We start from the raw sequence: 14,588 nt of genomic DNA, 5'->3' as shown, positions 1-14,588 counted from the left end.
GATAGCGCGAGAGTCCGTCACTTCGACGTGAATATGTCGTCTCTCCCCGCGGCGACTGGTATTTCGGCGGCCGGTGCGTTCGACTCGAGCGCCGGCCTCGAGGCCGCGAACCCGGCGACGATGACTCCGGCAATTACGGAATTGACGCGGGTGACGATCATCGGCTCGATCGCACTCGTGGATCTGCTCGCATGGGCGTCGATCGGGATTTTCGTCCTGGCCTTCGTCCTCCAGTGGCGCGGCGCGATCGACCCCGCTCGCCACGTCGCCGCGACGGCGTGGGTGTTGTTCGGGTTCTTCTGGCTGTTAATGACGCCACACTACTATTATGAAATCCAGAGCCCACTCCAGAGCATACTCGCGCTCGTTGCGCTCCCGCTGTGTGCGTATACGGCGTATCTGCTCGTCGGCGGTCGAGAGTCGTTGCTGTTGCTCTCGAAGGCGGTTGCGATCATGGGGCTGATCTATCTGCCCGCAGAGACGATCCCGTTTGTCCGCACATGGTTGATCGAGACGACCGCGGCCCAGACCCACTACGGCATGGAACTGCTCGGTCACAGTCCGGGAATCGTCGAAGGGAGCAACGGGTACGAGAGTCGGTTCGACTTCGACTCCGAGGAAACCGTCACGGGTCGGACGACCTACATCGTCATGGCCTGTACCGGACTCGGCAGTATGGCCATCTTCGGCGGTCTCATCGCCGCCGTGAAAGCGCCGCTCAAACGGAAAGCGGTCGCGTTCGCCATCGCGATCGGCGTCATCTGGTTCCTCAACCTCGTCCGGAACGTCTTCATCGGCCTCGCATCGCCGTGGGGCTGGTTCCAGCAGGAGACGATCGTCCACATCATGACGACCTATCTGGGTGCGGAGGCCAATCGCGTCTCCTACCTCGTCGCCCACAACTACATCTCCCAGGTTGGATCGGTGATCGCACTCTTGGGGATCACCTACCTCCTCATCAAGATCCTCCCCGAGATCCTCGAGCCCTTAGAGGAGGTACTCTTTATCCTCTCGGGGAACGAATACGATCTCGAGGAGGCAGTCAACGTGGACAAGACGACCGATGGTGGAGACTGAGTTTTCGCTCGCCTCGCGTTCGGTTTTCATCCCGCAGGCGGACGCACTCGTCGCCGCCGATCTGCATCTGGGAAAAGGAGCCGCCTCGAGAGTCGAGGTGCCGCTCGATGATTCGGGCGACAGCATCTCCCGTCTCGAGGCGCTTCTCGAGACACACGAGCCGTCGACAGTCGTGATCGCTGGCGATCTCTTGCACTCGTTCGATCGGGTTCCACGCGGCGTCGAATCAGCTATCCAGGAGATGCGAGAGCTGATCGACGCGTTCGGCGCGTCGCTCGTCGTCACGCCCGGCAATCACGACACGATGCTCGAGGGAGTCTACGACGGAGCCGCTCGCGAGGAGTATCGACTCGAGGACGGCAAGACCGTGGTCTGTCACGGTCACGAGGAGCCGAGTTCGACGGCCGAACGGTACATCGTCGGCCACGATCACCCGGCGCTCTCGGTCGACGGACGGAAACTGCCGTGTTTTCTCTACGGACCCGGCGCGTACGACGGAGCGGACGTGCTCGTCTGTCCGGCGTTCACCCGACTCGCTCGCGGAGCGACGGTAAACGGGATGGGCGGGCGGGACTTCCAGTCGCCGCTGGTTCGTGACTCTGACGGCTTTCATCCCGCGGTTCGAGACGAAGGGAGCGAGGAGACGCTCTGGTTTCCGTCCCTCGAAGCGTGTCGAGGACTCCTCTGAGCGCCACGAGAGGAGATGTCCGCTACCAGAGATTCATTCGGACTCGTCGACGACGACTGCGCCTTTCATGCCGACAGTCTGGTGTGGGGTACAGACGTACAGGTACGTTCCCGCCCCGTCGAACTCGTGTTCGAACGTGTGGCCTTCCTCGTCCGAAAGCTCGCTTTCGAACTCGGGTTCGTCAGCGTCGCTCGCGTCTTCGATATCTTCGTCTTCCTCTGCTTCGGGGTCGTGGACGACGTCGTGCTGGCCGCCGTCACCGGTCCACTCCCAGACCACCGTCGTCCCTTCGGAGATTCGGATCGCGGGGGGATCGAACTTGAAGCCGTCGTCACCTGTCCCCACTTCGACGGTCACCTCGTCTTCGTCGAGTTCGTCTTCGGTCTCCTCGTAGTTATCGACGTCGTCGAACCAGTCGCCGTAATCCGGCTCGTCGCCGTCGTCGTTGTCCTCGCTTTGGGTTCCGTTCTCGTCCTCCTGTGCAAAGACTGACGAACTCACGAGTCCGCCAAGCGGAATACTCATTCCGAGCGCTTTGACGATCGTTCGCCGGTCGAGTTCTGACATACCCGCTTCTGTGCCGACGACGGTAAAACCAATATGGCCTGCATACTGCGACTCGTCCACGAGTTGGCAACAGTCAGTTGAACGAACGTCGGTCGAATCACCCCTCGATTCGTTCGAATCGGTTGCTCGAGTCAGTTTGTCGAATCCGGTTCCGAGTCGTCGTCGCCAGCCAGCGGCTCGTCCTCGGTCGCTATCTCTTCGACTTTCTCCTCGACCTTTTCTTCGACGGTTTCTTCGACCGTCTCGTCGACAGTTTCGTCCACCTTTTCATCGACGGTTTTTTCGACCTTTTCTTCGACCGTTTCGTCTACCGTCTCGACGACCTTCTCGTCGACCGTTTCGTCAACAGTCTCGACGACCTTCTCGTCGACCGTTTTCTCGACTTTCTCCTCGACCGTTTCGTCTACCGTCTCGTCGACTTTCTCGTCGACGGTCTCTTCGACGGTTTCTTCGACCGTCTCGTCAACCGTCTCATCGACCTTCTGATCGACAGTCTCCTCGACTTCTTCCGTTCGTGGTCGTCTATCGACGCGCTCGTTCACCGACTCGAGTTTGTCAATGACTTCGTCGACTTCTCGAGTGAGCGTTTCCTCGACGTTTTGTGTAACCTCCGCGGTCATCCACTCCGGATCGAATCGAGCCATCTTCCAGACGACGTGGATGACGTAGGAGATCAACACGCCAAGCCCGAACGCGATACCGACCTCGGTTCCGACGAAGTTGATGAGCACGATCGAGACGAAAATCATCACACCGTAGGCGAGGTCGACCAGGAAATCAATTCTGGACGGATTCACTGTTCACCACCTTGAAACGCGTATCTACGTGACATACTCGATGAAATACCTCTTACCGCTACTTACCGCTCGAGCGTTAATAGTCATGTGTTCGGTTGCGCGGACAAAACAGTCGGCACGAAACGGTGATTCGAACTTGCTATGAACCGCCTTGATTATCCGTCGAAGAATGCCAAAATTGGCCGCCAGCCACACCACAAACTCGGGAGTGCTGATCGAAATGACGCCGTCACTCGAGTTCTCGTTCGCTTTAGGGTCCGCTCGAGTCACTTTCGTTTCAGATCCCGGCGACGAATCTGAGAACGAGTCCGAGGAGAATAGTGACGATTCCTGCAATCGTCGCGATCGGCGGAATCGGGATGAGCAAAAAGACGACTCCAAGAAGGATCACGACCGTGGAAATTTGGATCACATTGGGAATTCAAGAGATCAATATAAATGGATGAGGCAGGCACGTGCAACCCCGAGCCGTCTCGCGAAAAGGCCTCTATTCTGTATGAAACGTCCTCCGCAGGTATTTCACCCCGGCTTCCGTTATCGACGTATGGTCGAAGCGAACGTTCACCTGCTCGAGCGCGGCACGATAACGACCGACGCCAACAACATTCTCGAAGGGCACACGGTGGGTTCGGCGGCGGATCCGAACCCGGGAACGGTGATGGCCGACGGGCCGGTGTACAACCTCGTCATCGAACACCCGGAGGGAACGATCCTCTGGGATACGGGCTCCCATCCCGAGGCGGATTCGGGCCACTGGCCCGCCGAACTGTACGCGGCGTTCGAACACACCGGGATTTGCCCACTCGAGGAGGACCTCGAGACGGCGGGATTTGCCCTCGCGGATATCGACTACGTAATCCAGACGCACCTCCACCTCGACCACGCGGGCGGGCTCTACGCCTTCGAAGGGACCGATACGCCGATTTTCGTCCACAAGCGAGAGCTCAAGTTCGCCTATTACAGCGCGAAAACGGACGCGGGAAGCGACGCCTACATCGGCGCAGACTTCGACAGAGACCTCAACTGGCGCGTCGTCCACGCCGATCGCGAGCAGCACTTTACCGACCTCGAGTTCCTTCACCTTCCCGGCCACACGCCCGGGTTGCTGGGCGTTCGACTCGATCTCGATGGTGCTGGAACCGTGATCCTCGCGGGCGATCAAGCCTATACGCGGGAGAACTACGACGAGGGCCACCCGATGGGCGGAGACCTCCTCTGGAGCAAGCGGGCGTGGGTCGAGAGCCGACGATTCCTCGAGGACGAACAACGCCGGAGCGACGCCATCGTGCTTTGTGGCCACGACGAGCGGGATCTCGAGACGATTCGGACGGAGTTGTGAGGGAAGAAGCGCTGTTATGAGACGGGTTGTTCATCGTCCGAACCCGTTTCGCGGTGTTCGATACCCGTTTTTTGGGCGGGCAACTCGACCGTTTCACCGACGGAGCTGTCGGCGATCGAACCCGCTCGAATTTGAATTTGAACGCTCGTTCTTCGTGACCTAATACCGTGGCAAAAGGTTTCTTCCACCATATTTGGCCAGAATATTGAAACAGACGAAAGGGAACGAATGGGTATGTACTGGAGGATGGGTACGAGCCATATCGCAGGTGCTGGAGGACCGGACGGATGAACGGCGGTGTGGGAAGGCGACAGTATCTCTCGGCGGCGACTTGTGGTGGGCTGGTCGCCCTCGGTGGATGTGTCACGAACGCCTTTTCGGACGGTGAGAGCGAGGATCGACTGCCTCTCTCCGATCGAACGCTCCGATACGGCGTCGTGCTTCCATTATCTGGAGGGCTCGAGTCGATGGGCGAATCGCTTTCGAACGCGACCGACCTTCCGAGAGTTGAACTCGAGGCGTCGGATCTCGACGTGCATATCGAAACCGAGACGGCCGACTCCGAAACGCTCCCAACGGCCGGGGTTGACGCCGCGGCGACGCTGGTCGAAGAGGGGTATCCGGCCATCGTCGGAGCGGCGGGGTCCGACATCTCGTTACAGATGACACAACAGGCGACGATTCCGGCGGAGGTTGTCTCCTGCTCGCCGGCAAGTACGTCGCCGACGATGTCGATCCTCAACGATCGAGGCTACTCGTTTCGGACGGCTCCGGACGACTCGTTGCAGGCCGTCGTCGCCGCGCAGTTAGCAACGTCCGAACACGACGCAACGACTGCAGCAACCCTGTACACGGCGGGCGATTACGGTCGCCAGCTCTCTGGAGCTTTTTCGGCGTCGTTCGACGGCGAAATTCAGCGACAGATCCCGTTCGCCGGGGAGCGCGAGTCCTACGAGGAACCATTGAGCGAGGCGCTGGCGGACGATCCGGACATTCTCTTTCTCATCTGCTATCCCGAAAGCGGGATCGCCCTGCTCGAGGAGTACTACGCCGATCACCAGGGCGAGGAGACGGTTTTCGTTAGCGACGCGTTACAGGAGGACACCGTTTCCGAGGGGGTCGCCGATCCGATGGCGAACGTCTTCGGAACCGCGCCGATGTCGACCGGTCCCGGCCAGGACGCGTTCACCTCGCTCTATCGTGAGGAGTACGGAGTCGACCCGGACGTGTTCACCGCGAATAGCTACGACGCCGCGGCGACCATACTGCTGGCGAACGCCGCCGCAGGAGCGAACGACGGTGCGGCGATCGCCGAGCGGATGGCTGACGTAACCGAAGGCGACGGGGCGGAGATCTTGCCGGGCGAACTCGCTGACGGTATCGAACTCGCCGCGGCGGGTGAACCGGTCCGGTATCGGGGTGCGGCAGGCGAAATCGAGTTCGACGAAAACGGCGACGGCGGCTCCGTCGAGTACGAGTACTTCAGATTCGAATCCGACGGGATCTCCGTTCTCGGCGAACGGACGCCGGGGGAGGGAGCCCAATGACCGATACCGACCCGACGACCGCCGTCGATCCGTCGAACGAAGCCGGGGTCGGCTCGAGCGATACTCCGGATTCCGACGGACCGTCCGGAACTGCCGGCTTGATCGTGAGCCGACTCTCGAGCGCCGTGCCGTCCGCGATTCGCGGAAGTTTCCGAGCCAAGTTCGTCATCTCGATTCTCTTGATCGTCGTCGTCCTCTCGGTCGTCGGCGGACTCGGTTACGTCGACGCGGAAAACACCGTCGAGAACGACGCCGAAGAACAACTCACGGCGACGGTCGACATGCACGCCGATTCGATCAACGAGTGGATGATCTCGATGGAGTCACAGACTCGATCCGTCTCCTCGTCCTCGGAGCTGGCGGGTACCGAAGCGGAAGCGGCCGAAGCGCAAGTTATCCAGGAACAGGCGACGCTCCCCGTCGACGTCAGAGAAGTCCACGTTATCGACACCAACGAGGACGAAGTCCTGACGAGTACGAACGGGGAACTCCGGGATGAGTCGCTCTCGAGCGTCGACGAGCCGTGGACTGACATCGAGCCCGGCGTCGACCTGACGGCGGCTAACGATGTCTGGCACTCGCCGACCGCCTATCAGTCCGGGACCCTCGACGATCAGGTGATGTCCTTTGCGAGCCCGGTCGAAGGTGACGAAGCGCGGATCGCCGTCGTCGTCGGGACGATCGAGTACCGCGTGGACGGGCTCCAGCAACTTCACGAAGATCAGGAGACGATGATCGTAACTACCGACGGCGAGACGGTCCTCGCGAGCGACGAACTCGGCGGTGACCCCGACGAGAAAATCATCGAAGAACTTGGAACGGTTCGTGACGGGACTGCGTTCGACCGCGGCGACGACGGTCTGGTTACCGCCTATGCAGCAACTGCGGACAACAACTGGGTTGCGGTTACGACGGTTCCGGAAGAACAGGCCTTCGCCGCGAGCGATGCGGTCGGCTGGAGCGTCCTCTTCGTCATCGGCGCGGGGGTCATTTCGTTGTTGCTGGGCTGTTACTTCCTTGCCCGACAGACCGTGACGCCTCTGGAGGATCTCCGGAACCGTGCCGAGCGAATGGAAAACGGAGATCTCTCGGTGGATCTCCAGACGGATCGGATCGACGAAGTCGGTCAACTGTATCAGGCGTTCGACGAGATGCGCGAAACGCTTCGGACGCAGATCACCGAAGCTGAGCAGGCTCAGACCGAAGCCGAAGCCTCGAGAGCCGAGGCCGAGACCGCGCAGGCGGAAGCCGAAGCCGCACAGGAGGAAGCCGAAGCGGAACGCGAGCACGTACAAACGGTGATGGACGACCTCCAGCGTGCGGCCGATCAGTACAGCACGACCATGCGGGCTGCGGCCGAGGGCGATCTCACCGTTCGCGCAGACGTGCAGATCGACAACGAACAGATGGCTGAAATCGGCCGTGAGTTCAACCAGATGTTAGCGGAGATGGAAGGGGCGGTCGCAGACGTCAAACAGTTCGCAAACGACGTGACGGCAGCGAGCGAGCAGGTCAATGCCTCGAGCAGGGAGGTCCAACACGCGAGTGAACAGGTCGCCGAATCGATTCAGGAGATTTCCGATGTCTCCGAGCGACAGAGCGAAAAACTCCAGACGCTCGAATCGGAACTGGCCGGACTCTCCGCGAGCACGGAAGAGATCGCCTCGACGGCGACGCAGGTCGAAACCGTCGCGGAACGAACCGTCGACTCGAGCCACCGCGGCCGAGAAGCCGCCGAAGAGGCGATTTCGGAGATGAACGAGGTCGAGACCGAAGCGGAGCGGGCCGTCGACACGATCCGATCGCTCGAGGCGGAAGTCGAGCAGATCGACGAACTCGTCGAGGCGATTTCGGACGTGGCCGATCAGACCAACCTGTTGGCCCTAAACGCCAGCATCGAAGCGGCTCGAGCAGGTAACGGCGGCAACTCCGATGGGTTCGGAACGGTCGCCCAAGAGATCAAGAGTCTCTCGGCCGACGCAAAAGAGACTGCGGGCGAAATCGAGACACGAATCGAGACGATCCGCGAGCGGACCGACGAATCCGTCCGCGTCGTCGAGGAAACGAGCGATCGAGTCCAGCAGGGGACCGAGGCCGTCGAACCGGCGGTCGAATCGCTAACCGAAATTGCCGACTACGCCGAGGAAACGAACGGCGGCGTCCAGGAAATCTCCACCGCGACGGAAGAACAATCCGCGTCGACCGAACAGATGGTCTCTGCCGTCGACGAAATCGCCACGAGCAGCGAAGAATCCGCCGCGGAAGCCGGAAACGTCTCCGCGGCCGCCGAAGAACAGACGGCGTCGCTCACCGGCGTCACGGAGAACGTCAACAGCCTCGCACAGCAGGCTGGGGAGCTTTCGGATACACTCGAGCGCTTCGATACGGACGTGGCGGATGCCCGCGGCGGTCAGTCCGCCCGTTCGAGCGAATCCGCGGCGACCGATGGCGGGTATTCGGAGAAGTAGTTCCACGCGCCGTGCCGTCGGTTACCGGACCTCAGCCAACGGAACGACCGACTCGAGATCGATATCGCTCGCGATCAGTTGATACTCGCCGTCGTCAACTTCGGCTAGACCCTCGTGAACGAGGTGGTCGAGGTGTGCAAAGGCTTCACCGGGGCCGTGGACGATGTGAATACCCTCGAGTTCGCCGAAGAGTTCCGCGCTGACGGTCCAGGGGTCGGCGGGCCCGTGTTCGGAGAGAACGTCGACGACCCGCTCAGTTCGGTCGCGGTGGTGGTCGATGATCGTTAGCGCCCGATCCGTCGGCTCATCGATCGGGTCCCGATGACCGGGCCAGACGCGGTCGTAGTCCCGGTCGACGATCGCCTCCAGCGTCTCGAGGTACGTCGCGAGCGGCTGATCAACTCGAACGTCCGCCCCGCCGACGTTGGGCGTGTAGACCGGCAAAATGACGTCGCCGACGAAGGCTTCGTTTCGCTCTGTGAGCTCGTAGCAACACAGCCCTAGCGCGTGCCCGGGCGCGTGAACCGTCTCGAGGGTGTACCCGCCGACCTCGAGGACGTCGCCGTTCTCGATCGGCGTCACGGTCGGGTGGGTGTCGTTCAATCCGGTAACCGCCTCGACAACGCTCAAGAGGTCTTCCTGTTTCGACTCGGGAATGCCCCACGTCTCGAGGTACTCCCGTCGACGCTGGTCGAGGGCGGCGATTGTTTCCTCGTCGCCCTCGATGATTGGCGCGTCGGCTTCGTGAGCGTAGACGGCCGCGTCGCTCTCGGCCTGGATTTCACCGGCGAGACCGGCGTGATCGGTGTGAAAGTGAGTGAGTACGATGTCGTCGATATCGGCGAACTCGTAGCCGTATTCGGCGAGCCCCTCGCGAAGATCCTCTCTGACACCTACCGTTGCGATACCGGTATCGACGAGCGCGAGTTCGTTCCCCTCGTGTAACACGTACGCGTTGTTTTGGCCTTCGAACTCGTTGTTTCCCAGCGTAATTCGGTCCATGGGTTAATGACACACAGTCCCGGCTAATAACCGGCCCGATTGCGGAACTGGGGTTCCGCGAGTTCGGAGTGAGAGAGGGGTCGGTGAAAATAGCGCGCTTCGACGGCTCCGTCCCGGCTATTTCTCGAGTTCGGCCCGTAACAGCTGATTGACGTCGCCGGGGTCGGCGCTGCCGCCGGTCTTTTGCATGACCTGTCCGACGAGGAAGTTGATCGCGCCGTCATCGCCGCTCTCGTAGTCCTCGACGGCGTCAGGGTTCTCCTCGATGGCCTCGACGACGGCCGACTGCACCTCGTCGTCGTCGGTCTTGCCGAGTCCCGCCTCCTCGACGATCGAATCCGGATCCTGTTCGTCGTCGAGCATATCTCGAAGCACCGTTTCCCGCGCGTTTTTCGCCGTGATCTCGTCTTCGGCGACAAGTTCGACGAGTCGGGTGACTTCCTCGAGTCGGTCCTCGATGTCCGTGATCTCCATGTCGCGGTAGTTGAGTTCGCCGAGCAGGTTGTCCGCAACCCACGTCGCCGCGAGGTCGGGATCGAACTCGTCGGCGATGGTCTCGTAGAAATCCGCGACCTGTTTGGTCGATGTGAGCTTCGATGCCGCCTCCTCGTTCAGGTCGTATTCGGACCGGAACCGCTCGCGTCGGGCGGTCGGAAGCTCCGGAATCGAAATCTCGTCCTTCCAGTGGGAGACCCGAAGCGGCGGCAGGTCGGCTTCCTCGAAGTACCGATAATCTTTCTCCTCTTCTTTCGAGCGCATCGAGACCGTAATCCCACGGCTCTCGTCCCAGTGGCGCGTCTCCTGTTCGACCACGCGGCCGCGCTTGATGGCGTTTTTCTGCCGGGTCTCCTCGTAGGCCAGAGCCTTTTCGGCACCTTTGTGACTCGAGATATTCTTGACTTCCGTGCGGTTTGCGGCCTCGAGTGCGTCGATTCCGATCTCGCCGTTTTCGTCGGCCTCCTCTCCTTCGATAATCGAGAGGTTGGCGTCGATGCGCAGGCTCCCGTCTCGACCGGCGTCGAAGACGCCGAGGTACTCGAGGACCTCCTCGAGTTCGGCGAGGAACGCCCGCACTTCGGAAGCGCTCCGGAAGTCGGGTGCCGTGACGATCTCCATCAGCGGTGTGCCGGCCCGGTTGTAGTCGACGAGCGTGTAGTCGGCGGTGTCGATGCTCCCGCCGACGTGCTGGAGGCTCCCGGGGTCTTCCTCGAGGTGTGCCCGCTCGATACGGACATCTCGCCGTTCGCCCTCGACGGAAATCTCGAGTTCCCCCTCCTGGCAGATCGGCTCGTCGTACTGGGTGATCTGGAAGTTCTTCGGCAGGTCGGGGTAGTAGTAGTTCTTCCGGTGAAAGCGCGTCTCCTCGGGGATCTCCGCGTCGATGGCCTTACCGATCTTGACGGCCGCTTCGACGGCTCCCTCGTTCAACACTGGCAACGCGCCGGGCAGGCCGAGACAGACCGGACAGACGTTCTCGTTGGGGTCGTCGGTCTGCTCGGTCGAACAGCGACAGAAGATCTTCGTGTCGGTTTCCAGTTGGACGTGGACCTCGAGGCCGATGACGGTGACGAGGTCGCCCTGCTGGACGGTCTGGGCAGTCATTGAATGCCGGTTCGACCCGACGGGGGTAAAGCGTAACGGGATCTGGACGACAGCCATTTGCCAGTCTCCGCCATCGCACATCGGACGAACGACCAGCCCGTATCGGGACTGTATGAATGGTAGCGCACAATAAACATGAGGGGAGATACCGTACGTTCTCTATGGAGCTCCCCACCTGGTTTCGCGACTTGCCGACGTGGGCGACCGTCCTGAGCGTGCTACTTGGAGCACTCGTTGTGATGACGGGGCTCTCGATGGTCCTCGGCGTCGTCTTCGCGGGAATCGCTCTCGGCGTCGAACTCGGCAGTATCGCTCTCGGAGTCGTTGTCGCGCTGTTCGGACTGGCGATCCTGCTCGTTCCCGCCGTCGTCGCCTTCATGGTACTCTCGAGCGACGACGAAGACAACGAAGACGACGAGTCGACCGAGAAAGCGGACCCGATCGAGACGCTCCAGCAGCGATACGCGAATGGGGAAATCGACGAAGAAACGTTCGAAGCGCGCCTCGATGCGCTCCTCGAGGAGCAGGACGAGGACGGTCCGCGCCGAACCGATCGAAATCCGCGCGCGGAGGCCGGTGGCGATACACACTCCTCCGAGGATCCGAGACCGGACGATGTCCTCCTCGACGAGGGCTAATTGCCGCGGCAGCGATACGCGAACGGGAAAGACGAGAGTTGTCGGCCTCTCTGTTCGAAACCGTCGACCCGCTCGAGCGAACTACCGGTCCTCCCTCGTTCACCGCGCGTTAGCGTTCGTCGTCAGTCTCGTCCTCACCAGCGGCCGGCATGGGGCCGATAGTCACTTCCGCCGTTCCGAACGGCTCGAGGGGTTTCTCGAACGTCGCAGTGAGTTCGGTGTTCGGGAAGAATCCGATGACGGACGCGGTTTCGTCGCCACCGTTGGAGAGGCCGTGCGGTTCCATTTCGGGGACGACCGCACACTGTCCAGCCTCGATGTCGATCGTTTCGTCGCCGATCGTCGCCTCGACTCTCCCGGCCGTTACGACGAGCAGTTCCTCGTTGCTATCCCGATGGGACGGAAGGTAGTTTCCCGGTTCAATCTCGAGAGAGACGATCATCATCTCCTCGGCGCGTCCGCTCGCGTTTGGCGCGCCGGGCGTCAACGGGAAGTAACCGCGGACTCGAGCGCGTTCGTCGCCCTCCTGATAGACGTCCATCCCCTCGAATCGGGTGAGGTCGACCGCTCGATCCGGTTCGTGCTGTCTTTTCGATGTTGTTGCCATGATTTGCTCACCGTGATGATTGCGGACCGTCGCGCACAGTCGTGAAAATGCCGACGAGATGGGCGGCCTGAATCACGTACGACTACGCCCGCTCAGACTATAACGGTTTTTCACGGTAACGGGAGGAACTGATCGACCGACAGGACGAGAAACTGGCCCGACTCCGGCGAGCAACCTGCGTACTTCGAGGGGCACCCAGCCGAGCCCTTATCTCGCCTTCTCGAGTCTCTCAAGCGCCCCCGGATTCTCGATGCTGTCCATGTCGCCGAGTTCTTCGCCCGTATAAATCGACTCGATGGCCCGGCGGATGATTTTCCCCGACTGCGTTTTGGGGAACTCGTCGACGAAGAGGATCTCTCGCGGTCTGAACGGCTTTCCGAGCTCCTCGCCGACCTGTGTGCGCAGGTCCTCTCGCAACTCGTCGCTCTCCTCGAGACCGTCTTCGACGATGACGTAGGTGACGACCGCGGTGCCGCTCGTCTCGTCGGGAACGCCCACTGCGGCGGCCTGATTGACCGCCTGGTGGTCGATAAGCACACCCTCGACTTCGGCGGGGCCGACCTTTCGCCCGGCCACGTTCAGCGCGTCGTCGGCCCGGCCGTGGAGGAACCAGAAGCCGTCCTCATCCATCTGGGCCCAGTCGCCGTGGTTCCACAGTGGCGGCTTTGCGAACGTCGACCAGTACTCCTCGAGATACCGGTCGTCACCCGACCAGAGCGATTTCGTCATCGATGGACAGGAGTCTCGAGCGACCAGAAAGCCCCGGTTGTGGTCGTCTTTGATCGACTCCCCGTTCGCGTCGACGATGTCGATGTCCATTCCGAGACCGGGCCCGCCCAGCGTACAGGGTTTGAGCGGCTCCGTCGGCATCGGCATGAGGAAACAGCCACAGATTTCGGTCCCACCGGAGATGTTGATGATCGGACACTCGCCGCCGCCCACGCGCTCGTAGAACCAGCGCCAGGATTCGGGGTCCCACGGCTCGCCCGTCGACCCAAGGATTCGAAGCGAGGAGAGATCGTGGCCCTCGAGCCACTCTTCTCCATGCTTTCGAAGGGCCCGAATCGCCGTCGGCGAGATGCCGAACTGCGTGAGGCCGTGTCGGTCGATCACCTCCCAGAACCGGTCGGGATTCGGATAATCTGGCGCGCCCTCGTACATGAAGACCGTGCCGCCGAACGTGTGGACGCCGATCAGCGTCCAGGGACCCATCATCCAGCCGATGTCGCTCACCCAGAAGAACCGATCCGCGGGTTGCAGGTCGAACCCGAAGTGGAGTTCTTTCGCACACTGCAGTTGCACGCCTGCGTGGGTGTGGACGATCCCTTTCGGCGTCCCCGTCGTCCCCGAGGAGTACAGTAGCATCGACTCCCGACCCGACTCGAGGGATTTCGTCTCGTAGCTATCGTCTTGGGCCTCGATGGCGTCGACCCACCACTCGTCGCGGTCGTCGGACCAGGGAATTTGGTGCTTACTATGTTCCTCACTCGAGCCCAGTCGATCGTAGACGATCGTCCGCTCGACGTGTCCGGCCTGCTCGATCGCCTCGTCCGCAGTTGATTTGAGGGAGACGGGGTCGCCGCGTCGGAGAAAGCCGTCGCCGGTGAACAGCACCGAACACTCGGCGTCCTCGAGTCGCGTCGCGACGGCGTCGACGCCGAAGCCGGAGAAGATCGGCACGGCGATCGCACCGACCTTGAAACAGCCATAGAGGATCGAGACGACCTCCGGAACCATCGGCATGTAGAGCCCGACGGTGTCGCCCGTTTCGATCCCCCGCTCCTCGAGCGCGTTGACGACCTGATTCGACCCTCGGTGGAGTTCGTGGTAGGTAACTTCCCGGACCTCGCCGTCCTCGCCCTCCCAGATCGTCGCGAGTCGGTTTCGTGCCGCCTCGTCCACCGCGGCGTGTCGGTCGACGACGTTGTGGGCCACGTTGAGCTTTCCGCCCGGATACCAGTCGGTGAACTGCGGTCCCTCGCTGTCGTCTCTAACTGACTCGTAGGGCTCGAAGAAGTCGATTTCGAGATAGTCGACGAGTTCGTCCCAGAACCAGTCGACGCCGCTTTCCTCGACGCCCTCGAGTTCCGTCGTCGTGCGTTCGATCAGGTCGTCGTAGTCGGCGATATCGTGCTCGCGCATGAACGCCGCGACGTTCGTCGACTCGACGAACGACTTGCTGGGTCGGTGGACCACTTCGTCGACGTCCTCGAGACCGGAGTGTTCGGACATTGTTACTCGTATACACGATATCAA

Annotated in this window: 13 protein-coding genes; 6 read left to right on the top strand and 7 right to left on the bottom strand. The window is 61.4% G+C overall.

Going from position 1 to position 14,588, the window contains the following annotated elements:
* Window positions 1-33: 33 nt before the first annotated feature.
* Window positions 34-1,077 carry an archaeosortase A gene (artA, locus tag QNM96_RS02815; protein WP_283834490.1) on the top strand — a complete coding sequence of 348 codons (1,044 nt, stop codon included), beginning with the start codon at window positions 34-36 and terminating at the stop codon, window positions 1,075-1,077.
* A complete protein-coding gene (locus QNM96_RS02810) occupies window positions 1,064-1,765 on the top strand; it encodes a metallophosphoesterase (protein WP_283834489.1) in 702 nt (233 codons plus the stop codon). The genes artA and QNM96_RS02810 overlap by 14 nt, the downstream gene beginning before the upstream one ends.
* A 33-nt stretch (window positions 1,766-1,798) precedes the next feature.
* Here QNM96_RS02810 and QNM96_RS02805 read toward each other — a convergent pair whose 3' ends face one another.
* The 3 genes from QNM96_RS02805 to QNM96_RS02795 all read right to left on the bottom strand — a co-directional run bounded on the left by QNM96_RS02805 (window position 1,799) and on the right by QNM96_RS02795 (window position 3,541).
* On the bottom strand, window positions 1,799-2,332 hold the full coding sequence (locus QNM96_RS02805) for a halocyanin domain-containing protein (RefSeq protein ID WP_283834488.1): 534 nt from the start codon (window positions 2,330-2,332) through the stop codon (window positions 1,799-1,801).
* A gap of 131 nt (window positions 2,333-2,463) precedes the next feature.
* Window positions 2,464-3,129: a hypothetical protein gene (locus QNM96_RS02800; protein WP_283834487.1), complete on the bottom strand. Its 666-nt coding sequence runs from the start codon at window positions 3,127-3,129 to the stop codon at window positions 2,464-2,466.
* Between the two features lie 277 nt (window positions 3,130-3,406).
* Complete coding sequence (locus QNM96_RS02795; RefSeq protein ID WP_283834486.1) at window positions 3,407-3,541, bottom strand: transporter; 135 nt, start codon at window positions 3,539-3,541, stop codon at window positions 3,407-3,409.
* A 132-nt stretch (window positions 3,542-3,673) separates the two neighbouring features.
* Here QNM96_RS02795 and QNM96_RS02790 point away from each other — a divergent pair, with 132 nt between their 5' ends.
* From QNM96_RS02790 to QNM96_RS02780, 3 genes are all read left to right on the top strand, one after another.
* A complete protein-coding gene (locus QNM96_RS02790; RefSeq protein ID WP_283834485.1) occupies window positions 3,674-4,468 on the top strand; it encodes an N-acyl homoserine lactonase family protein in 795 nt (264 codons plus the stop codon).
* Window positions 4,469-4,755: 287 nt separating this feature from the next.
* Window positions 4,756-6,015: an ABC transporter substrate-binding protein gene (locus QNM96_RS02785; protein WP_283834484.1), complete on the top strand. Its 1,260-nt coding sequence runs from the start codon at window positions 4,756-4,758 to the stop codon at window positions 6,013-6,015.
* A complete protein-coding gene (locus QNM96_RS02780; protein ID WP_283834483.1) occupies window positions 6,012-8,483 on the top strand; it encodes a methyl-accepting chemotaxis protein in 2,472 nt (823 codons plus the stop codon). Before QNM96_RS02785 ends, QNM96_RS02780 begins: the two co-directional genes overlap by 4 nt.
* Window positions 8,484-8,504: 21 nt before the next feature.
* On the opposite strand, the gene QNM96_RS02775 is transcribed toward QNM96_RS02780, so the two are convergent.
* Together QNM96_RS02775 and gatB are read right to left on the bottom strand one after the other, a co-directional pair.
* Window positions 8,505-9,485, bottom strand: a complete 981-nt coding sequence (locus QNM96_RS02775; RefSeq protein WP_283834482.1) for an MBL fold metallo-hydrolase — start codon at window positions 9,483-9,485, stop codon at window positions 8,505-8,507.
* A gap of 117 nt (window positions 9,486-9,602) precedes the next feature.
* Window positions 9,603-11,087: an Asp-tRNA(Asn)/Glu-tRNA(Gln) amidotransferase subunit GatB gene (gene gatB, locus QNM96_RS02770; RefSeq protein ID WP_283834481.1), complete on the bottom strand. Its 1,485-nt coding sequence runs from the start codon at window positions 11,085-11,087 to the stop codon at window positions 9,603-9,605.
* A 161-nt stretch (window positions 11,088-11,248) separates the two neighbouring features.
* On the opposite strand from gatB, the gene QNM96_RS02765 reads away from it, so the two are divergent.
* The gene (locus tag QNM96_RS02765) at window positions 11,249-11,725 is read left to right on the top strand and encodes an SHOCT domain-containing protein (protein ID WP_283834480.1); all 477 of its coding nucleotides are present in this window, start codon (window positions 11,249-11,251) and stop codon (window positions 11,723-11,725) included.
* 109 nt (window positions 11,726-11,834) lie between these two features.
* On the opposite strand, the gene QNM96_RS02760 is transcribed toward QNM96_RS02765, so the two are convergent.
* Window positions 11,835-12,332 (bottom strand): cupin domain-containing protein, encoded by a 498-nt coding sequence (locus QNM96_RS02760; RefSeq protein ID WP_283834479.1) that lies wholly within the window; start codon window positions 12,330-12,332, stop codon window positions 11,835-11,837.
* Window positions 12,333-12,539: 207 nt separating this feature from the next.
* Complete coding sequence (locus tag QNM96_RS02755) at window positions 12,540-14,564, bottom strand: AMP-binding protein (protein WP_283834478.1); 2,025 nt, start codon at window positions 14,562-14,564, stop codon at window positions 12,540-12,542.
* Window positions 14,565-14,588: the final 24 nt, after the last annotated feature.

This window comes from Halostagnicola sp. A-GB9-2, from assembly GCF_030068615.1.
Classification (GTDB): Archaea; Halobacteriota; Halobacteria; order Halobacteriales; family Natrialbaceae; genus Halostagnicola.
This window is presented reverse-complemented; position numbering and strand designations above follow the sequence as displayed.